The following is a 20,422-nucleotide window of genomic DNA, read 5'->3' on the forward strand; positions in this document are numbered from 1 at the left end:
TTGGCTTACGACCCCTGCGCGAGCGATGGTCCGGTTGCGCGGGACCTACATCGAGCCGCCTCACACCGCGGCGAGAAACGCTCGCAACACGTCGGTTGTGGAGATTATCCCCACCAGCCGCCCGTCTTCCATCACCGGCAGCGCGCCGACCTTGCGCTCGAGCAGGGTCTGCGCGGCGGCATGAATCGGCGTGCTGGGGCTAACGGTAGCTACGTCCTCGCTCATCGCCAGCCGTACCTCGGTGTGTTCGAGATAACCCTCGTGGCGGCGCAGGTCGCGGTCGGTGATGATTCCGACCAGCTTGCCGTCGCTCAGCACCGGCACGCTGCGGAATCCGCCCGCAACCATCTTGGTCCGCACTGCCGCGAGCTTCTCGCTCGGCTCGCTCGTGATCGGCTGCGGCGTCATCCAACGCGCGACGACATGAGCGTCGGCCTCGCCGCGGCGCACGATCAGCACCGGGCAGGTGGCGTCGCGCAACACCGCCTCGGCGACACTGCCCAGGAGCACGCGCTTGACACCCTTGCGCCCGTGGGTCGCCAGCACGATCAGGTCGGCTGCCAGATGGCGCTCGGCGGCGAGGATCTCATGGGCGGGCTCACCGATTCTGGTCATCAGCTCGTACTTCACCTCTGACGAACGGTGCCGCAGAATTGCTTCGAGTTTCTCGCGCGCGATCTTCTCCTGGTCTTTGTAGATGTCGACGTAGTTGGGCATCCCGGTGGGCGCCACCACCATCGGCACCACATGCAGCAGAAAGACCCTGCCATCGTTGGCGGCCGCGATGCGGGCTGCGGTGTCGATCGCCGCATTGGAGGTTTCGTCGAACTCGATCGGAGCCAGAATCCGCCGATATGGGAAAGCCATTTGCGCTGCTCCTTGACGGCCGTCGCGGCCGTTTCCTGATTTCATATGTAGCTATAGACGTGCCAAGCGCGGGTGGCGGATTTGCGCGTGCCCGAACTGAGTGGGGTCACAAAATTCTGCCCGCAAAGCCGGCCGCTGTCTCCAACGGATACAGCGCACGCCGGCAACGCACGCAGGTCGTCGGGATGGCGACGCGGTCCGTGGCTCCTAATGCCAATATTCCAGCCGCTTGACCGCGCCTCACCAGTGTGGCCGTCAAATTGCTTCACGCTCGGCTAGCCGGCGCAAGGAGGAACCCCTGGTGCGTGTCGAACAATGGATGACCATGGACGTGACGACGGTCAGGCCGCGCGACTCGGTCGCCCACGCGCGCGCCCTGCTCGAGGAACGCCGCATCAACCAGCTTCCGGTGGTCGTCAACGGTCGCCTGGTCGGCATCGTCACTGACCGCGACCTGCGCGACGCGGTCAGCAGCGCGATCAGCGCCACCGCCGAGGCCACCGGCGCGCGCCCGCAGCCGGTAGGCCCGGAATCGATCCCGGTGGAGGCGGTGATGTCGGCCAAGGCGTTCTTCGTGCGCCCGGGGGACCCGATGGAGAAGGCGGCCGCGCTGATGCGGCGCGAGCGGATCGGCGCGCTGCCGGTGCTCGAGGGCAAGGCGCTGCGCGGGATCATCACCCGCAGCGACGTCCTGCGCGCCTTCATTCACCTGGCGGCGGAGCAACGCAAAGCGATGGGCAAGCGAGCCGCTGAGCGGCCGAGTCCACCGCCCGGTGCGAGAGCTAGGTCGCGGCCGGCGACCCGGCGGCGGGTGCGGCCCGCGGCCAAGAAGGCCGGGCGCCGCCGCTGAGCAGCTTCCGCTGACCTAGGAGGTCGGCGGTTGCGCCGGCGCTGGTCTGGCGCGCGCAACTGTTGTAATCGGGAGAGCGGATGCGCCGGCGCGACGCCGGCGATGGAGGGGAAACGATGCCGCTCTACCTCGACGAGATCTACCTCAACGCTTCGAGCCCCGAGCAGACCAAGCGCACGCTCAAGTTCTTCGCCGAAACGATCAGGGGCGGCCTGCCGCCGGGGGTCACGCTCAAGGCGGGCCCGTGGATCTCCAACGAGGAGGCCAAAATAATCCTCGTGCTCGACATCAAGGACCACACGCTGACCTTCAATCCGTTCACCAAGGCGCTCGCGCAGGGGCTGGTCACCAAGCGCCGCTTGTTTCCCATCGTCGAGTGGAGCGAGGCGCTCAAGCTCGCCGACGAGCTTTAGCCGCCCGCCTTGACAGCCTCGACAGGGCGGCGCGAAGCTGCCTAAGCCCGCGCCGCGTCGCCCCCGCGGCGCCCCAGGGAGGGCCCGGCGATGGCCTATGACCTGCTGATCCGCAACGCTCTCTTGTGTGACGGCACGGGTGCGCCTGTGCGTCCCGGCGCGCTCGCGGTAAGCGACGGCAGGATCGCCGCCGCCGGCGCCGCGGGCGAAGTCGCTGGCCTGGCGCGCCGCCAGATCGACGCCGGCGGCCTCGTCGTCGCCCCCGGGTTTATCGACATCCATACCCACTACGACGCCCAGATCTCGTGGGATCCGCTCCTGACGTGCTCGTGCTGGCACGGCGTCACGACCCTGCTGATGGGCAACTGCGGGGTGGGCGTCGCGCCGGTGCGCCCGGGGCAGCGAGGCACGATGGCGTGGGACCTGGTCAACGTCGAGGCGCTGCCACACGACGTCCTGATGCGCGGGGTCAGCTGGGAGTGGGAGAGCTTTCCCGAGTACATGACGGCGGTCGAGCGCCGGGGCGTCGCGCTCAACGTCGGCTTTCTCGTGCCGCTTTCCGCGCTGCGCTTTTACGTGATCGGCGATGAGGCTTCCGAGCGCGCGGCGAGCGCGGACGAGACCGCCGAGATGGCGCGGCTGTTTGCCGAGGCGATGTGTGCGGGCGCGGCGGGCTTTTCGCTCAGCCTCGCGCCGCAGCATATCGGCTTCCAAGGCCGTCCGCTGGCGAGCCGGATGGCGAGTCGCGAGGAGTTGGCGGCGCTCTGTCACGTGATGCGCGCGCAGGGGCGCGGGATTATTGAAATCCTGCCCAACCGCGGCGCGACCAATGTCCCCGGCGAGGGCGGGCTCGAATTGCTCACGATGCTCGCGCGCGAAAGCGGCCGCCCGGTGACATGGCTTGCGCTGCTCGATCTTCCGGGAACTCCGCCCGACGCCCACGAGCGCGTGCTCGAGCGCCTGGCGCCGCTGGTCCGCAGCGGGCTCGAGATCGTGCCGCAGGTCACGCCGCGCCCGATCCAGCAGTACTACACGATGAGCGAGCCGTTCATCTTTGCCGCGCTCGATTCGTGGAAGGGCGTGTTTAATCGCGGCGCCGAGGAGCAGATGGCGCTGCTGCGCTCGGCAGACTTCCGCGCCGCCTTCCGTGCCGAAATCGCAAACGGCGGCGGCAAGGCGATCTTTCGCGGGCGATGGGACCGCGTGCATATCGCGCGCGTCAATCGCGAGCACAATCGTCGCTTCCTCAACCTGAGCGTGGCCGAGTTGGCCGCGATGACTCGCAAGGACGCGGTTGACGCGTTGCTCGACCTCGCGCTAGACGAGCGGATGGAGCTCGGGATCACGCTGTCGGTCATCAACGTGAATCCCGACGTTGTCGGCCGGTTGCTCAGGCTGCCCAACACGCTGATCGGGTTGAGCGACGCGGGCGCCCACGTCGCACAGCATTGCGACGCCGGGCTGACCTCCTATCTGCTCCACGAATGGGTACATCGGCGCGGCGCGCTGACGCTGGAGGAGGGCGTGCGGCGGCTGACCTCGGAGTTGGCCGACTTCCTCCAACTGCCGGCCAAGGGCCGGCTTTCGCCCGGGGCGGATGCCGACCTGGTGATTTTCGACCCGGCGGGGATAAAGCCGCTCAAGCCCGAATGGGTCAACGATCTGCGGGGAGGGGAGCCGCGGCTTATCGAACGCAGCGAGGGGATTGAATACACGATCGTTGGTGGCGAGGTCCTGTTTGCGCGCGGCGAGTACCAGGGCGGCCTCCCCGGCAGGGTGCTGCGCGCGGGAGACGCTCCGCATTGATTCTTCGCTTCGCTCAGGACGAAGAAGGGAGTCGAATTGGAAAACCCTAGCGGCCGCGTTCTGTACATCGGTGAGCGGCGTATGTTCTTCGCGCCCCCGGCCGGTGGTTGGGTCGCGCTCGCCCCCGTAGCGGAGCCAAGAAGATGAACGGAGCCGAGAGCCTGATCCTGACCGCGCTGCGATGCGGCGTCGATGTATGCTTCGCCAATCCGGGCACGACCGAGATGCCGTTGGTTGCCGCGCTTGACGCCGCTGAGGGGATGCGTGCGGTGTTGGCGCTGTTCGAGGGCGTGGTCACTGGCGCCGCCGACGGCTACGCGCGGATGGCGGAGCGGCCGGCGCTGACGTTGACCCATCTCGGCCCCGGATTCGCCAACGGCATCGCCAACCTGCACAACGCGCGCCGCGCGCACACGCCGGTCGTCAACCTGATCGGCGACCACGCCACATGGCATCTTGCGGCCGACGCGCCGTTGACCTCGGATATCGAATCGCTCGCCCGCCCGGTCTCCGGATGGGTGCGCAGGTCCGCCGACGCGCGCAGCGTGGCCGCGGACGTCGCCGACGCGATCGCCGAGGCAATGCGCCCGCCGGGATGCGGCGCGACGCTCATCGTTCCCGCCGATTGCCAGTGGAGCGAGGCCGGGGGACCCGCGGCGCCGCGCCCGATCCCGTCCGCGCCGGGCGCGTCCGAAGACGCCGTACGCGGCGCGGCCGAGGCGCTGCATCGCGACGGCAACAACGCCGTGCTCTTCCTCGGTGGGCGTGCGTTGCGCGAGCGCGGTCTGATGGCGGCCGGGCGAATTGCGGCGGCCTCCGGATGCCGGCTGATGTGCGAAACATTCCCTGCCAGAGTAGAGCGCGGCGGCGCGATGCCGGCGGTGGAAAAGCTGCCGTACTTTCCCGAGCAGGCGCTCGCCGCCTTCGGCAAATCCGCTGCGGTGGTGCTTGCCGGCGCACGCATACCGGTCGCCTTCTTCGGCTACCCGAACATGCCGAGCAAGCTGATTCCCGAGGGCTGCACGGTGGCCACCTTGGCGACGCCCGAGCAGGATGCCGAGCTCGCGCTGGAGGCGCTGGCCGACCTGATCAAGGCGCCGAAAAGTGTGTCCGCGCGCGCCTCAAACGGCCGTCCGCCGCGCCCGACGGGCGAGCTCAATCCGCTCAGCGCCGGCGCCGCGCTCGCCGCGCTGATGCCGGAGGGGGCGATCGTGATGGACGAGGCGGCGACGACCGGGCTGCCGTTCTTCGCCGCTTCGCAGTGCGCGCCCGCACATACCTACATGGCGCTGACCGGCGGCGCGATCGGCCAGGGGCTGCCATGCGCGACCGGCGCCGCGATCGCCTGCCCGGACCGCCGCGTGATCGCCTTTCAGGCCGACGGCAGCGGGATGTACACCGTGCAGGCACTCTGGACCCAGGCCCGCGAACGGCTCAACGTCACCACCGTGCTGTGCAACAACCGCCGCTACCGCATCCTGCAAGTCGAGCTCGCGCGCGCGGGCGTGACCGAACCCGGACGCAAGGCGCGCGCGCTGACCAGCCTCGACGACCCGAACCTCGATTGGGTGGCGCTGGCGCGCGGGATGGGCGTCCCCGGGGCCCGAGTTGAAACCGCCGACGCGCTGGTCAAGGAACTCGAGCGCGCCCTCGCGACCCCCGGCCCCAACCTCATCGAAATGGTGCTGTAAAGCTCGCGCCTCTGACGCGTCAGGATTCGGCTTTAGCGCGGCGAGGCGGCGGCCATCTCCGCCAGCGCGGCCGGGACCTCGGCCAGCGTGGCGACGCGACGCGGATGGGCGGCGATGCGTTCGCCCACGCCGAGAAAATGCGTTCCCGCGCCGGCCGCTGCCTCGGCGTCGATCGGGCTGTCGCCGACATACACCGAGCGTGCGGGCGCGACGCCCGCACGCTCGATGCATAGCCGGACGATGTCGGGCGCCGGCTTGGGGCGCACCTTGTCATGGGCGCTCGCCACCGCGTCGAATACGCCGCCGAGGTCGAGGTGCTCGATGAGCGCGGCGGTGGTGGCCGAGCGATTGGTCGCCAGCCCCAGCCGATAGCGCCGCTTCAGTTCGAGCATCCACGGGCGCAGCGCAAACGGCGGGCGCAACAGCCTGAAGAACGGCGTGAAGTCGATCGTGCGCGCGATCTCGCGCATCCGCGCCAGGCGCGCCCGGTCGCCGCGCGCGCGCATCTCGAACACCTGCATCGCGGCCATGAACACGCCGGCGCGCTCCTCTTCCGGGCCCATCGGCGGCTCGCCCATCCGGGCGAAAATCGCGTTGTAGTAGGCGGTATTGGATTCGGTCGAATCGAACAGCACGCCGTCGGCGTCGAACATCACCAGGTCGAGCATCGTTTGCTTAGCCGTTTTCGTCCTGCATGGTAGCAGGGCGCCACGCGCCTCATTGGCGCTGGCGCCGCCCGCAAGCGTATCATGTGGGGCGCCGGGTGCGCATCGCGGGGCGCCCCCCCGCCAAGCGCGCCGTCGAGCGGCGCGCGCGGCGGCGCGAAAACCTATGGTTGCAACTCGCAATCCGATTTGCTCCAAGAAAGCTGAACAGCATCCGCATCCCGAATCCGCCAACCTGCACCTGCGAGAGGAGCCGAGCGCGTGAAGGCAATTGTTTTCGAGAAGACCGGCGACCCCAGCGTGATGCAATACGTCGACGTGCCCAAGCCCGAACTGCGGCCGGGCACCGCGCTGCTCAAGGTCCATGCCGCGGGCATCAACTTCGCCGATACGTTCTTCATCCGCGGCGAATACATGATCAAGCCCAAGCTGCCCGACACTCCCGGGATGGAGGCGGCAGGCGTAGTCGAGGCGGTGGCGCCCGACGTGACGGGGCTGCGGCCCGGAATGCGCGTGACGTCGATCACGCTCAAGACTTACGCGGAGTATTGCCTGATCAAGCCGTCGCAGGCGATTCCGCTGCCCGACTTCGTCAGCTTCGAGGAGGGCGCGGCCTTTCCGATCCAGGTCCTGACCGCCTGGCACATGCTCCATACCGCGCATAAGACCGCGCCGGGACAGACGGTGGTGGTGCATTCCGCCGCCGGCGGCGTCGGAATCGTCGCGGTCCAGATCGCCAAGGCTGCCGGCGCGCGCGTAATCGGCACGGTGTCGAGCGACTCCAAGAGCGGCCTCGCACGCGAGTACGGCGCCGACGACGTGATCAACTACGCCGCGTCAGACTTCGCGGCCGAGACGATGCGCCTGACCGGCGGGCGCGGCGCCGACCTTATCCTCGACGCGGTAGGCAAACCCACGTTCGAGGCGGGACTCAAGTGCCTCGCCCCGTTCGGCCATCTGATCCTCTACGGGCGCGCCGGCGGGCCGCCCGACCCGCTCAACCCGTTCCGCCTGTTCGAGAAATCGGTCAAGGTCAGCGGCTTCGTGCTGCCGGTCGTATACACGATGCCCGAGGTGATGCGCGAGGGCATCGAAAAGTCCTTCCAGCTCATGCGCGAGGGCAAGCTCAAGCTGCTGGTCGGCAAGACCTTTCCGCTTGCGCAGGCCGCCGAGGCGCTTCGCTTCATGCAGTCGCGCCAGTCGGTCGGCAAGCTGGTCCTGATTCCGTAGGCCGAAGGCGCAAAGGGAGGCGCGATGGCGCAGCCGAACAAATCACCGGTCGCGGTTGTGACGGGCGTGGGACCGGGGCTGGGCGGCGCGCTCGCGCGCCGGTTTGCCCGCGGCGGCTACGCGGTCGCGATGATGGCGCGCTCGCGCGGCTTCATCGAGGAGCTCAGCGCCGAGCTCACGGCCGAAGGCGCGCGCGCGATTGCGGTCAGCGCCGACATGGGCGCCGTCGAGCAGGTCAACGCCGCCTTCGCCGCGGTGCGCGCCGAGCTCGGGCCGGTCGACGTTCTGCTCTACAACGCGGGCGGCGCCGCGTGGGGCAACGTCGCCGAAATCGGCGCCGAGCAGTTCGAGCAGGCGTGGCGGGTCAATGCGCTCGGCGCCTTCGCCAGCGCCAAGGCCGTCGCGCCCGATATGATCGCGCGCGGCAGCGGCGTGATGCTGTTCACGGGCGCGACGGCGGGAGTGAAGGCGGGGCCGCGCTCGGCCGCGTTTGGGCCGGCGAAGTTCGCGATGCGTGGGCTGGCGCAGTCGCTGGCGCGCGACCTCGGCCCGCGGGGAATCCACGTCGCCTGGATCAACGTCGACGGCATCATCGACATCCCGCACATCCGCGCGCGGATGCCCAATCTCAAGGACGACGACGTGCTCAAGCCGGCGGCGATCGCCGAGACCTACTGGCACCTGGCCCACCAGGATCGCAGCGCGTGGACAATGGAGCTCGAAGTGCGGCCGTTCAAGGAGAAATTCTAAACGCCCGCCCGGGGCGCAGGGGCGGTTCGATGAGTGTTCATCATTCGGCAAGCGGTCGTGGAACGGTGCGCCGGCCGCGCGGACCGGCCAAGGTTATTCCGCTACCGGCTGGCCGGCGCAGCCGGCGCCATCGACGCACGCTGGGGTTCGCGATCGCAGGCGCCGGCGTAGTCGTCGTCGGCGTGACGCTGGTCTGGCTCTACCTGCTTCCGCTGATCCAGCTGATGCCGTGGCTGACCGCCGGCGTGAGCGCGCAGGAATCCGAGATCATGCGCCTGGTCAACGACGAGCGCCGGCGCGCGGGCGAGCCGCCGCTGCGTATGTCGCAGCGACTGACCCTGGCCGCGCGCGGCCACAGCTACGACATGGCGCTGCGCCGCTACCTCGGCCACGACGGCCCGGCCGGAGACACGCCCGCGGAGCGCGTGCGCAGCGTCGGCGTAGACTACGCCAGGCTGGGCGAGAACGTCTACATGGAGTCGGGCGAAAATCTGCGCGAGCTGGCGCGCCGCGCGGTCATGCAGTGGATGGCAAGTCCGGGCCATCGCGCTAATATCCTATCGTCCGAGTTCACCGCCACCGGCGTAGGCGTGGCCCGCGCCGCCGACGGCACCACCTACGTCACCCAGGACTTCGTCGAGTAGGGCAGCGCTGTGCGCCGTCGCGGGTAGCTGGTGCGTGAGCGCAAGGGCGCATAAAATGATGGATTCCGAGGTCGGCCACCGAGCCGCGGCGATCGAATTGGAAGGTAACGACGATGGAACGAGTTGAATTGACGCGCGAGTGCGACGCGATCCAGGTCCCCTTCGGCAGCCCGACTACGCTGGAAAAGGGGCTCGAAGTTTTTATTACCCAATCGCTCGGCGGCACCTTCACGGTCCAGGTGCCGGCCTACGGCGGGCTATATCGGATCGCCGGCCGTGACGCCGATGCGCTCGGTAAGAAGCCCGAAGACGCCGTCTCGCCCGCCGCCGCTTCGGGCGACCTCGAAGCGATGGTGTGGGAGCAGCTCAAGACCTGCTACGACCCCGAGATCCCGGTCAACATCGTCGACCTTGGGCTGGTTTACGGGATGGAGATCGGGGCCGCCGAGGACGGGGGCAAGCGGGTGGACGTCAAGATGACGCTGACCGCGCAGGGATGCGGGATGGGGGCGTCGATCGCGCTCGACGCGCGTCAGAAGCTGCTCGCGCTGCCAGGCGTCGTCGAGGCTAACGTCGACCTGGTGTGGGATCCGCCATGGAATCCGCAGATGATTTCACCCGAGGGGCGCGAGCGGCTCGGTCTCGACTGAGCATCCCCCCAAAGAAACCCGTATTTGACTTGAGCGCGGGGCTCCGGTAGCTAAAGGGGTTCGGACTTGAACCATGTTCGCAATCGTAAGGACGGGCGGAAAGCAGTACCGCGTCGGCGTCGGCGACCAGATAACCGTCGAGCGCATCGCGGGTGAGGTCGGCGCCGAGGTCGAACTCGGCGATGTGCTTGCGATCGGCGGCGACGCGCCGGTGATCGGCACGCCGACGGTGGCTGACGCGGCGGTGCGGGCGCGGATCGTGCAGCAGCCGCGCGGCACCAAGGTGATCGTATTCAAGAAGAAGCGGCGTAAGAACTACCGCCGCAAACGCGGCCACCGTCAGGAACTCACGGTGCTCAAGATCCAGGAGATCAAGCGCGGCGCCTGAGACCGCCGCGGATTGTTTTCTTTCGCCGGCCGCGGCGCCGGCATGGCCATAGGAGACAGACTCGTGGCGCACAAGAAGGGGCAAGGTTCGACGCGCAACGGCCGCGACAGCCCGGGACAGCATCGCGGCGTCAAGATCTTTGCCGGGCAGACCGTCCGCTCCGGCAACATCCTGGTTCGCCAGCTTGGCACCCGGGTCCATCCGGGACGCAACGTCGGGATGGGGCGCGACTTCACCCTTTACGCGCTGGTCGACGGAGTGGTCAAATACGAGACGTTCCGCGGCGACAAGCGGCGCGTGTACGTCGAGCCGATCGCGCCCGGGATCAGCGAGGCCCAGGCGGCGCCGTCGGGCGAGGTCTCGACGCCGGCCGGAAGATAGCGCCGGCGTTCGCGCAATTTTGGAGCCCCGCGGCCGCCGCGCCGCGGGGCTTTTTCATTTTGCCTGGACGCCCGAACTGACCGGTGGAGGAACCCGACGATGCGACTCGGACTGCTTTACGGCTTTTCGCATTCCCACGACTCTATCAACCTGGTGCTCGAAGCCGAGCGCCTGGGCTACGACTCGGTATGGACCGGCGAGGCGTGGGGCTCGGACACGATTGTGCCGCTGGCGTGGCTCGGTGCCCTGACCAGGAAAATCCGCCTCGGCACCGGGATCATGCAGATGCCCGCGCGCACGCCGGCGATGACGGCGATGACCGCGATGACGCTGGATGCGATGTCGGGCGGGCGCTTCATCCTCGGCGTCGGCCCGTCGGGGCCGCAGGTGGTCGAAGGGTGGCACGGCGTGCCGTATGGTAAGCCGCTCGTCCGCTATCGCGAGTACATCGCGATCCTGCGCAAGATTCTCGCGCGCGAGGCGCCGCTCGAGTTTCAGGGCCGCGAGTACCAGATCCCCTACCGTGGCCCGGGCGCGACCGGGCTCGGCAAGCCGCTGCGCTCGATTCTGCACGGCCGGCGCGACATGGAAATCTACATGGCCTCGATCACGCCGAGTGGGCTTGCGCTCGCGGCCGAAATTGCCGACGGCGTGCTGTCGGTGTGGATGAATCCAGAGCGCTGGGACCTGCTCAAGCCGCATCTCGAGCGCGGCTTCGCGCGGGCAGCGGGCGGGCGCGATCCGAACAAGTTCGACGTCGCGCCGTTCGTGACCTGCGTGATGGGTCCCGACGTCGCCAAGTGCCGTGAGCCGGTCAAGCAAAACCTCGCTCTGTATATTGGCGGGATGGGCGCGCGCGACAAGAATTTCTACAACGACTACGCGCGGCGCGCCGGCTATGAAGAGGCGGCCAACAAGATCCAGGAGCTCTACCTTTCCGGCAGGCGCGACGAGGCCGCCGCCGCGGTTCCCGACCAGCTGGTCGACGAGGTCGCGCTGGTCGGCCCGCGCGAGCGTATTGCCGAGCGCGTCGCGGCGTGGAAGGCCGCGCCGGTCAGGACGATGCTCGTCGGGACGCGTCAAGTCGAGGCGATCCGCGCGCTCGCCGAGATGCTGCTGTAGGCTCGCGCCGGTTGCGTCCGGGCGAGGCAGCGGTATTTTGCGGCTGGTATAATTTGCGCGCGGGCGCCGAGGTGGAAGCCCGCTGAACGATGCGGTTCGTCGACGAAGCCAGAGTATTCGTGCGCGCCGGTAAGGGCGGCGACGGCGCGATCGCCTTCTTGCGCGAGAAATACCGCCCGTTCGGCGGGCCGGCGGGCGGCGACGGCGGGCGCGGCGGCGACGTGATCTTCGTCGTTGATGAAGGGCTCTCGACCCTGCTCGACTTCAGATATAACCCGCGCCTGGTCGCGCGCGACGGCGAGCCCGGCCGCGGCAAGCAGCAATACGGCCGCGCCGGCGCCGATCTGGTGGTGCGCGTGCCACCCGGCACGCTGGTCTGCGACGACGCGACGGGCGAGCAACTGGCTGACCTGGTGATGCCGGGTGCGCGCGCGATCGTCGCCCATGGCGGCGCCGGTGGTCGCGGCAACATGCATTTCGCCACGCCCACGCGCCGCGCCCCGCGAATCGCGACTCCGGGAACGGCCGGCGAGCAGCGATGGGTGCGAATCGAACTGCGCCTGGTCGCCGAGGCCGGATTGGTCGGCCTGCCCAACGCCGGCAAATCGACGCTGCTCGCGGCGCTCAGCGCCGCTCATCCGAAGATCGCGCCATATCCTTTCACCACGCTGACTCCGAACTTGGGCCGCGTGCAGCTTGCCGACGGCAGCGGTTTCAGCCTCGCCGACATTCCGGGGCTGATCGAAGGCGCCCATCTCGGCCACGGCCTCGGCATCCGCTTCCTGCGCCATCTGGCGCGCACGCGCGTGCTGGTGTACGTGCTCGATCTGAGCGCGGAGCCCGAGCGCGACTTCGAAACCGTGCGCGGCGAGCTGCTCTCGTTCGATCCGGCGTTGGGCGAGCGGCCGGCCGTGATCGCGCTGAGCAAGCTCGACCTCGTCGATCGCGCGCGCGCCGAATCGGCCGCGCGTGCGATGGAGAAGGCGGCGGGATTGGAGGTCTTTCTCATTTCGGCCGAGAAGCGGGTCGGTCTGGAGCCACTGGTGGCGGCGGTGGCGCGGACGCTCGGAGCGCCAGAGGCGGCGGTTGCGTGTCGCAGCTGAGCTACAAGGCGGATCTGATCGCGCGCACGCGCCGCGCCGTGATCAAGGTCGGCAGCGCCGTGCTCTCCGAAACCGACGGGCTGCGCAGTGACGTAATCGCGAACCTTGCCGCCGGTATCGACGCGGCGATCCGCGGCGGGCGCGAGATAATCGTGGTCTCCTCGGGCGCGATCGCGGCCGGACGTGCACGGCTCGCCAAACTCGGCGGCGCGGGCATCGCGGCGCGCCAGGCCGCGGCGGCGACCGGCCAGATCGAACTGATGGCCGAATGGGCGCGCGCGCTCGCCGCGCACGGGCGCACCGTCGCCCAACTCCTGCTCACCCATCAGGACGTCGCCGAGCGCACCCGGCGCAACAACGCGATCCATACCATCCAGACCCTGCTCGAAGCCGGCGTGGTCCCGATCGTCAACGAGAACGACACCGTCGCGGTCGAAGAGATCCGCATGGGTGATAACGACGTGCTCTCGTCGCTGGTGGCGGGGATGGCGCAGGCGCAGCTGCTCATCATTCTGAGCGACGTCGCGGGCGTGCTGACCGGCGATCCGCGCAAACGGCCCGACGCCCAGCTTATCCCGTTGATCACCGACCCCGAGGCCGGGATGCGCGGGCTGGTGGCCGAAAACGCGGGGCCGCTGGGCAGCGGCGGGATGGCGACCAAGCTGAAGGCCGCGCGCCAGGCCGCCCGCGCCGGTATGGCGGTGATTATCGCGGCCGGCCGCGCGCAGGAAGTGCTCGCCGCCGCGTTCGACCCGGCGCGCGAGTGCGGCACGCTGGTGCTCCCAGCGCGCAGCCGCCTGCGCGGCCGCAAGCATTGGATCGCCTTCGCCCTGCGTCCGTCGGGCTCGCTTACGGTCGATCGCGGGGCGGCCGAGGCGCTGCGCAGCAAGGGCCGCAGCCTGCTGCCGTCGGGCATCCGCGAAGTCGCCGGCGAGTTCGCAAGCGGCGACTGCGTAAGCCTCCTCGACCACGAGGGCGTCGAATTCGGCCGTGGGCTGGTCAACTATCCCGCCGCCGAGGTACTAAGGTTGAAGGGCCGGCACACCTACGAGATCGCGCGCGTGCTCGGCTACAAGGTGGCCGACGAGATTATCCACCGCGACAATTTCGTGCTGCTCGAAGACCTGCGATAGATCGGAAATCGACGTGAGCCTGGAAGCCGAAACTCTCGACCTGCTGCGCCGCGCGCGCGCCGCCGCGCGCGGCCTGGCGCTGAGCCCGACCGAACGGAAGAACCGCGCGCTGGCGGAGCTCGCCGCGATACTGCGCGAGCGGCGCGGTGCAATCATTGCGGCCAACGCCGAGGACCTCGCACGCGCACGGGCGGCCGGGATGGCGGGCGCGTTCGTCGAACGCCTGACGCTCAATGACGCGCGGGTCGAGGCGATGGCGCGCGGGGTGGAGGAGGTCGCCGCGCTGGCGGACCCGGTGGGCGAGGTGATCGCGCGATGGCGCCGGCCCAACGGGCTCGAAATCTCCCAGGTCCGCGTGCCCATCGGTGTGATCGCGATAATCTACGAGTCGCGCCCCAACGTCACAATTGACGCCGGCGTGCTGGGGCTCAAGGCCGGCAACGCGGTCGTGCTGCGCGGGGGCAAGGAGGCGCTAAGTTCCAACGCCTGCCTGGCCGGGCTTGTCCGCGAGGCGCTCGAGCGCGCCGGAGTTGCGCGCGAGGCGCTCAGCTTCGTCGCCAATCCCGACCGCGAGGTCGTCCAGATTCTGAAGCGCCATCCCGAGGCGCTCGACCTGATCATTCCACGCGGCGGCAACACGCTGAAGGAGGCGCTGAGCGGTTCGGCGGTGCCGCTGCTTCCGCACTTTGACGGCATCTGCCATACCTACGTCGATCGCGCCGCCGATCTGAAGATGGCCGAGGAGATCTGCTTCAACGCCAAGTGCAGCCGGCCGTCGGTGTGCAACGCGATGGAAACGTTGCTGGTGCATCGCGACGTCGCGCCGCGCTTTCTGCCCGCGCTGGCCGCGCGGATGGAGCGTGCGGGCGTCGAGCTGCGCGGATGCGAGCGCACGCGCGCCGTGCTGCCCGCGGCCAAACCGGCGTCCGAAGCCGACTGGGACACCGAATATTTGGACCTCATCCTTGCGATCAAGGTTGTCGATTCGCTTGGCGAGGCGATCGAGTTCATCGCGCGCCATGGCTCCGGCCTTGCCGACGCGATCGTCACCGCCGACAAGGATGCCGCCGCGCGCTTCCAGCGCGAGGTCGATTCGGCCACGGTTTACGTCAACGCCTCGACGCGCTTCACCGACGGCTGCGAGTTCGGCTTCGGTGCCGAAACCGGGATCTCGACCAACCGTCTCCATGCGCGCGGCCCAATGGGGTTGCGCGAACTGACGATCTACAAGTATCTCATCGAGGGCAGCGGCCAGGTACGAAATTGACGTACGACCCACGAGCGATTGCCGGCCGCGCCCGCATCGGTCGGCCGGCCGCCCGGAGTGTCCCGGCATCATGCGCGTAGGACTACTCGGCGGCAGCTTCAACCCGATCCACTTCGGCCATCTGCGCTCGGCCGAGGAGGTGCGCGAGGCGCTCGGGCTCGACCTCGTTTACTTCGTGCCCGCCGCCTCGCCGCCGCACAAGCCGGGCGAGGGACTTGCGCCGGCCGAGCATCGGCTCGCGATGGTGCGGCTGGCGACCAAGGGCAACCGCCACTTCATGGTCTCCGATCTCGAGATCCGGCGCGGCGGCCGTTCCTACACGATCGACACGGTGCGCTACTTCCTTGCCACCCTGCGCGCTCCGGCGACCCTGTTCCTCATGATGGGGGCCGACGCGTTTGCCGAACTCGACACCTGGAAGGATTGCGACGAGCTGGTGCGACTGACTTCGATCGTAGTGCACAGCCGCCAATCCGCGGAGGGCGAGCCGTCGCGGCTCTCGCTTGCGGCGGTCAAGCGCTTTGGTTATGTTCAGAGAGACGATCACTACGTGCATCCGAGCGGGCAAACGCTGTCCTTCGTAGCCACGACGATTTTGCCGATTTCGGCCACGCTCATCCGCGAGAAGCTCCGCCGCCGCCAGTCCGTGCGTTACCTGATGCCGGGCGACGTGGTGGACTACATCGAGCGCCACGGACTGTACTGACGGTGCGCAGCTTTCCGGTTTCTAAAACCGCCGGCGGTTCCCCTTATCTGCGGCGACTCAAGCCGCCTCGAACCACGTGACCGCACTCGAGAAGGCAATCGCGATCGCCCAGGCCGCGCTTGAGAAGAAGGCCTACGACCTCGTGGTGCTCGAGGTCGAGCATCTAAGTTCAATCGCCGACTATTTCCTGGTTGCGACCGGGCGCTCCGACGTCCAGGTGCGCGCCATCGCCCGTGGCGTCGAGGAGCGCATGGCGCGCGAGGGCGAGCGCCCGCTGTCGGTCGAGGGCGTCGGCCACGGCCACTGGGCGGTGCTCGACTTCAACGACGTCGTGGTCCACATCTTCTTCGAGGAGACGCGCGAGTTCTACCGCCTCGAGCGCAACTGGCTCGACGCGCGCGAACTCGCACTGCCCGAACCCTACCGCAGTCAGGCGCGCGACCTGCGCCTGCGCGCGCTCGGCTGAACCGCCGCCGCCTCAGGCCGCGGCGGCGCGATGCTCGAGCAGGAAGGCGAGCACCGCCTCGTTGAACGCGTGCGGCTGTTCGATATTGGCGAGATGGCCGGCGTTCTTGATCACGCTCAGCTTCGCGTTCGCAATCCGCCCCGCCATCGCGCGCGACAACGCCGGCGGCGTAAGCCGGTCGTCCTCGCCGACCACGACGTGCGTCGGCACGCGGATTTTCTCCAGTTCGATCTGCAGCCCCGAATTCACCATCCCCTCGATCGTCTTGATGTAGGATTCCTTGTGCAGCGCGCTCATCGAGGCGACCAGCCGCTCGTAGGAGCCGGCGACCGCCGACGGGCTGACCAGCGTACGCGCCACTGCCGGCGCGATGTCTCTGGGCTCCTTGCCCTGTACCAGCGGCTCCTTGCGCAGGCGGATGAACTCCGCGCGCTGCGCGGGCGAGAGGTCGGCGAACCCGGGCAGCGAGTCGCAGACGGTCAGCGTCGCCACCCGTTCCGGATACATCGCGTGGAAGTCCATGATTATGAGTCCGCCCATCGAAAGCCCGACCAGGTGCGCCTTGCGCGCGCAGAAATGGTCGAGGACGCGCGCGAGATCGCGAGCGAAGTCATGGAAGTCGAGCGGCCCGGGGTAATCGTCGCTCATCCCGTAACCGCGCCCGTCCCACGACGCGGCGCGGAAACGGCGCGCGAAGTCGGGAAGCTGGTCGTGCCAGTTCGTGCGGTTGCCGCCGATTCCGTGCAGGCAAATCACCAGCGGGCCCTCGCCCATGTGGTCGACGGCGATGCGCGGCGCGGGCGGGATCAGTTCGGTCTTCCATTGTGCCATCGGCGCGGCTCCTTTCGCCCGGCGCGTCGATAAGGAGGCCAGCAGGGCGCCGGTGCGCCCGATTGTGCGGCGGCGCCGCCCGTCCGGGCAAGAGCCGCGGCGCTAGGCAGCCGAGTGCCGGCGGCGCTAACATCAGCGCCTGACCGCGCGTATCGACGCAGCCGAGGGGCGCCGCGCGGCAACTCCGATGGGCGAGGCTGCCAACAGCGTCGAGCGACAATTCCGCCGCAATCCCGATTCGTTCGCGCGGATGCCGGCCGACGCCGACTCTCTGCATTACATGGTTTCGATCTCGGGCGTCGCCCGGACCGACCGCGTGCTCGACGTCGCCTGTGGCCCCGGAGGATGCACGATAGCCTTCGCCGCGCGATGCGCCCGCGCGGTCGGGCTCGACGTCTCGCCGGCGCTCGCCGGCAGCGCGCGCGCGGAGGCGGCGCGCCGCCGCGTCGCTAATGCCGACTTTGTGGCGGGCGAGGTCGAGGCGATGCCGTTTGCCGACGGCGCCTTCGACGCGGCGGTCTGCCGCTTCGCCTTTCATCACTGCGTCAATCCCGGGCGCGTGTTTGCCGAGATGGCGCGGGTGGTGGCGCGGCGCGCGTGGATGGTGGTGGTGGACGTGACCGCCGCCGAGGATGCGGCCAAGGCCGCACTACACAATGAGTTCGAGCGGCTGTGCGATCCGACCCACGGGCGGACGCTTGCGGCCTCGGAGTTCGAGCGGATGTTCGCCGCGCACGGCTTTCGGGTGGCGATGGAGATCGCGCGCAAGGCGCGCTCCACGGCGGAGAACTGGATGCGCTTGGGCGGGGCGCCGCCCGAGAACCTCACGAAGCTGCGCGCAATGCTCGAAGACGCGCTCGACGGCGACCGCGCCGGGCTTTCGCTCATGCGCGACGGCGACACGATTCGCCTCATCCATACCAGCATGAGCTTCGTCCTGGAGCGCGGATGAGCGCGCGATTGAAGGATTTTTGCTTCCCTCCCCTCAGCTAAGGGGCTGGAAGTCAGGGTTTTCGTCGTGCAGCGGCCGCCCGAAGGAGCCTTGCGATGACCGAGGATCGACCCGACAACCTCCTTGAAGTCCAGCGCCAATTTCGCCGCCAGGCCGAGGCGTACTCGACGATGAAGGTCGTTACCGACCCGCGCATCCTCGAAAGCATGGTCGAGCTATCGGGCGCGGCGCCGGATGCGCGCGTACTTGACGTCGCCAGCGGGCCGGGCTACGTCGCGATGGCGTTCGCGGCGAAGTGCCGCGCGGTGATCGGAATCGACGCGACCGACCGCCTGGTCGCGCGCGCCCGGGCGGAGGCCGCGCCCCGCGGCATCAACAACGTCACCTTCATGCTGGGCGACGTCGAGCGGATGCCGTTTGCCGCTGGCGAGTTTCAAGCTACCGCCTGCCGCTTCGCATTCCATCATTTCGCCCATCCGAAAGCGGTGCTGGCCGAGATGGCGCGGGTGCTGCGGCCGGGCGGGCGGATGGTGATCGTCGACATGATGACCTCCGAGGACCCCGCGCAATCCGACTATCACAACCGCATAGAACGACTGTGCGACCCGTCGCACGCGCGGGCACTGCCGGTCTCCGAGTGGGAGCGGATGTTTGCCGACGCCGGGCTCGAAGTCATCCATCGTGGCGGGCGCGAGACGCACTACGACCTCGAGTCATGGATGGCGCATGGCGGCCCGCCGCCCGAGCGCCGCGCGCAGATCTACGAGATGATGGAGGCGTCACTGGAGACCGACCGCTCGGGGCTCAAGGTGCGCCGCCAAAATGGGCAGATCTGGTTCAGCCACACCGGCGTGACGTACGTAGCAGCCAAGGCAATTGTCCAAGCGAGGTAGCAAGCCATGTTGGACCTGGTGATCCGCGGCGGCAAGGTCGTGACTCCGCAGGGGGTCGGCAACTGGGCGATCGGAATCAAGGGCGAGAAGATCGTATTCGTCGGGACCGACGAGCAGGCTCCCGCGGCGGGCCGCACGATCGACGCCGGCGGCAAGATCGTCGTCCCCGGCGGCATCGAGCCGCACGCCCATCTGGACATCTACGACCTCACCAATCCGGACTACGGTAAGAACACGCTCGGTCCGGAAGAGGACACGCGGGGGATGGCTTTCGGCGGCACCACCACCCATCTCGATTTCTGCTTCATCGAGCCCGGGATGAATCCGATCGAGGCAATCGAGCAGCGCGCCGCGCGCTGGAAGGGGCAATCATACGTCGATTACTCATTTCATGTCGGCCTGATGGGGGCCCTGCCGCTGAGCGTTTTCGATCAGATAGACGACATCGTCAAGCAAGGCTTTCCGAGCTTCAAGGTCTTCACCACTGACGTGATGCCGCCGCATCCGAAGCGCGTCCGCGTACGGCTCGACATGGGCCGAATCCAGCTCGCGATGGAGCGGGTCGCGCGGGCCGGTGGAATCATGGTGGTGCACGCCGAGGACGACGACCTGGTGCAGTTCAACTACGAACGCTTCGCCGCAGAGGGGCGCACCGAGGGCTGGAACATGCATTTGGTCCATACCAAGTTGTCCGAAGAGCTCGCTTTCGAGCGCGTGATCGGGCTAGCGCGCGCGAGCGGCGCCGGAGTCTATTTCGTCCACACCTCGGCACGCGAGGGAGTCGAGGCGGTGGCCGAGGCCCGCGGGCGCAATCTGCCGGTTTATTGCGAGACGCTCCATCATTACGCCTGCTTCTCGCACGAGGATTACCGCACGCCGCGCGGCTTCTGCTACCACACCTATCCGTCGCTCAAGGGGCCGGACGACAACAAGGCGCTGTGGGACGGGCTTGTCAACGACGCGGTTTCGACCACCGCGACCGACGAGTTCCCGACCACGTTGGAGCACAAGCTCGCCGGCAAGCGGATCGACAACGTCACCGGCGGCAACCTCGGCGCCGAGGCGCGGATGGGAATCGTGTACACCGAGGGCGTGGTGCGCCGCGGGATGACGCTGGAGCGGTTTGCGGCGGTGACCTCGACCAATGCCGCACGCATCCTCGGACTCTATCCGCGCAAAGGCGCGATCGCCGCCGGCAGCGACGCCGACATCGTGCTCATCGATCCTTCAATCAGAAAGACGCTCAGCAAAGAAGATTTCCACGTCAGCGACTACAGCCCGTGGGAGGGATGGAAGGTCGAGGGATGGCCAGTGACGACGATTCTGCGTGGCAAGGTGATCGTAGAGAACGGGAGGCTCGGTGCGGAGCTGGCTTACGGCCAGCTCATCCCGCGCAAGGTCGATCCGGCAGTGCTGCGCCGCCCGGCGAGCTGAAGCCCCGGCGCAACATAGACTTCCCAGTTCGGATACGAGCTAGGAGTCGGACAGCCGGGCCCGTCCGTCAGGTTCGCGCCATAGAAACCGTCGACGCGTGATGCGCAGGACGCAATGGTCGCTGGCTTTGACTAAAGAAACTCCTGCCCCGCGACTGGCGCGCAGGGGCGCTCGCCGCCA

Annotated in this window: 22 protein-coding genes; 19 read left to right on the plus strand and 3 right to left on the minus strand. The window is 68.4% G+C overall.

All coding sequences use genetic code 11. The features are described 5' to 3' along the window. Positions 1 to 60 precede the first annotated feature (60 nt). Positions 61 to 867 (minus strand): universal stress protein, encoded by an 807-nt coding sequence (locus tag VFB33_05765; protein HZO81183.1) that lies wholly within the window; start codon positions 865 to 867, stop codon positions 61 to 63. Positions 868 to 1,168: 301 nt separating this feature from the next. On the opposite strand from VFB33_05765, the gene VFB33_05770 reads away from it, so the two are divergent. From VFB33_05770 to VFB33_05785, 4 genes are all read left to right on the plus strand, one after another. Continuing rightward, positions 1,169 to 1,717, plus strand: coding sequence for a CBS domain-containing protein (locus tag VFB33_05770; GenBank protein ID HZO81184.1), 549 nt, complete (start codon positions 1,169 to 1,171; stop codon positions 1,715 to 1,717). A 116-nt stretch (positions 1,718 to 1,833) separates the two neighbouring features. Continuing rightward, positions 1,834 to 2,130, plus strand: coding sequence for a hypothetical protein (locus VFB33_05775; GenBank protein ID HZO81185.1), 297 nt, complete (start codon positions 1,834 to 1,836; stop codon positions 2,128 to 2,130). 90 nt (positions 2,131 to 2,220) lie between these two features. Next, on the plus strand, positions 2,221 to 3,936 hold the full coding sequence (locus tag VFB33_05780) for an amidohydrolase family protein (GenBank protein HZO81186.1): 1,716 nt from the start codon (positions 2,221 to 2,223) through the stop codon (positions 3,934 to 3,936). A gap of 143 nt (positions 3,937 to 4,079) precedes the next feature. Beyond that, positions 4,080 to 5,627 carry an acetolactate synthase large subunit gene (locus tag VFB33_05785; protein ID HZO81187.1) on the plus strand — a complete coding sequence of 516 codons (1,548 nt, stop codon included), beginning with the start codon at positions 4,080 to 4,082 and terminating at the stop codon, positions 5,625 to 5,627. A gap of 32 nt (positions 5,628 to 5,659) precedes the next feature. Here VFB33_05785 and VFB33_05790 read toward each other — a convergent pair whose 3' ends face one another. Then, on the minus strand, positions 5,660 to 6,295 hold the full coding sequence (locus tag VFB33_05790) for an HAD-IA family hydrolase (protein ID HZO81188.1): 636 nt from the start codon (positions 6,293 to 6,295) through the stop codon (positions 5,660 to 5,662). 258 nt (positions 6,296 to 6,553) lie between these two features. Here VFB33_05790 and VFB33_05795 point away from each other — a divergent pair, with 258 nt between their 5' ends. From VFB33_05795 to rsfS, 12 genes are all read left to right on the plus strand, one after another. After that, entirely contained in the window at positions 6,554 to 7,522 is a 969-nt protein-coding gene (locus VFB33_05795; GenBank protein ID HZO81189.1) for a quinone oxidoreductase, read from the plus strand. 24 nt (positions 7,523 to 7,546) lie between these two features. Then, positions 7,547 to 8,272, plus strand: coding sequence for an SDR family NAD(P)-dependent oxidoreductase (locus VFB33_05800; protein HZO81190.1), 726 nt, complete (start codon positions 7,547 to 7,549; stop codon positions 8,270 to 8,272). Between the two features lie 29 nt (positions 8,273 to 8,301). Continuing rightward, complete coding sequence (locus VFB33_05805) at positions 8,302 to 8,916, plus strand: CAP domain-containing protein (protein HZO81191.1); 615 nt, start codon at positions 8,302 to 8,304, stop codon at positions 8,914 to 8,916. 113 nt (positions 8,917 to 9,029) lie between these two features. Then, entirely contained in the window at positions 9,030 to 9,566 is a 537-nt protein-coding gene (sufT, locus tag VFB33_05810) for a putative Fe-S cluster assembly protein SufT (protein ID HZO81192.1), read from the plus strand. A 73-nt stretch (positions 9,567 to 9,639) separates the two neighbouring features. After that, positions 9,640 to 9,954 (plus strand): 50S ribosomal protein L21, encoded by a 315-nt coding sequence (gene rplU / locus VFB33_05815; protein HZO81193.1) that lies wholly within the window; start codon positions 9,640 to 9,642, stop codon positions 9,952 to 9,954. A gap of 63 nt (positions 9,955 to 10,017) precedes the next feature. Continuing rightward, positions 10,018 to 10,335 carry a 50S ribosomal protein L27 gene (gene rpmA / locus VFB33_05820; GenBank protein HZO81194.1) on the plus strand — a complete coding sequence of 106 codons (318 nt, stop codon included), beginning with the start codon at positions 10,018 to 10,020 and terminating at the stop codon, positions 10,333 to 10,335. A 99-nt stretch (positions 10,336 to 10,434) separates the two neighbouring features. Beyond that, entirely contained in the window at positions 10,435 to 11,457 is a 1,023-nt protein-coding gene (locus VFB33_05825) for an LLM class F420-dependent oxidoreductase (GenBank protein ID HZO81195.1), read from the plus strand. An 89-nt stretch (positions 11,458 to 11,546) separates the two neighbouring features. Further along, positions 11,547 to 12,560, plus strand: coding sequence for a GTPase ObgE (gene obgE / locus VFB33_05830; protein ID HZO81196.1), 1,014 nt, complete (start codon positions 11,547 to 11,549; stop codon positions 12,558 to 12,560). Then, positions 12,548 to 13,693 (plus strand): glutamate 5-kinase, encoded by a 1,146-nt coding sequence (gene proB / locus VFB33_05835; protein ID HZO81197.1) that lies wholly within the window; start codon positions 12,548 to 12,550, stop codon positions 13,691 to 13,693. Before obgE ends, proB begins: the two co-directional genes overlap by 13 nt. Before the next feature lie 13 nt (positions 13,694 to 13,706). After that, positions 13,707 to 14,960 carry a glutamate-5-semialdehyde dehydrogenase gene (locus tag VFB33_05840; GenBank protein HZO81198.1) on the plus strand — a complete coding sequence of 418 codons (1,254 nt, stop codon included), beginning with the start codon at positions 13,707 to 13,709 and terminating at the stop codon, positions 14,958 to 14,960. A 70-nt stretch (positions 14,961 to 15,030) separates the two neighbouring features. Next, positions 15,031 to 15,666, plus strand: coding sequence for a nicotinate-nucleotide adenylyltransferase (nadD, locus tag VFB33_05845; GenBank protein HZO81199.1), 636 nt, complete (start codon positions 15,031 to 15,033; stop codon positions 15,664 to 15,666). 76 nt (positions 15,667 to 15,742) lie between these two features. After that, on the plus strand, positions 15,743 to 16,132 hold the full coding sequence (rsfS, locus tag VFB33_05850) for a ribosome silencing factor (protein ID HZO81200.1): 390 nt from the start codon (positions 15,743 to 15,745) through the stop codon (positions 16,130 to 16,132). Between the two features lie 12 nt (positions 16,133 to 16,144). Here rsfS and VFB33_05855 read toward each other — a convergent pair whose 3' ends face one another. After that, a complete protein-coding gene (locus tag VFB33_05855; GenBank protein HZO81201.1) occupies positions 16,145 to 16,963 on the minus strand; it encodes an alpha/beta fold hydrolase in 819 nt (272 codons plus the stop codon). Positions 16,964 to 17,150: 187 nt separating this feature from the next. Between VFB33_05855 and VFB33_05860 the strand changes: the two genes are divergently transcribed. The 3 genes from VFB33_05860 to VFB33_05870 all read left to right on the plus strand — a co-directional run bounded on the left by VFB33_05860 (position 17,151) and on the right by VFB33_05870 (position 20,242). Beyond that, positions 17,151 to 17,915 (plus strand): class I SAM-dependent methyltransferase, encoded by a 765-nt coding sequence (locus tag VFB33_05860; protein ID HZO81202.1) that lies wholly within the window; start codon positions 17,151 to 17,153, stop codon positions 17,913 to 17,915. 95 nt (positions 17,916 to 18,010) lie between these two features. After that, positions 18,011 to 18,808 carry a methyltransferase domain-containing protein gene (locus tag VFB33_05865; protein HZO81203.1) on the plus strand — a complete coding sequence of 266 codons (798 nt, stop codon included), beginning with the start codon at positions 18,011 to 18,013 and terminating at the stop codon, positions 18,806 to 18,808. 6 nt (positions 18,809 to 18,814) lie between these two features. Then, positions 18,815 to 20,242, plus strand: a complete 1,428-nt coding sequence (locus VFB33_05870; protein ID HZO81204.1) for an amidohydrolase family protein — start codon at positions 18,815 to 18,817, stop codon at positions 20,240 to 20,242. The last annotated feature ends 180 nt before the right edge of the window (positions 20,243 to 20,422 follow it).

This window comes from Candidatus Binataceae bacterium, from assembly GCA_035650475.1.
GTDB lineage: Bacteria > Desulfobacterota > Binatia > Binatales > Binataceae > JAKAVN01.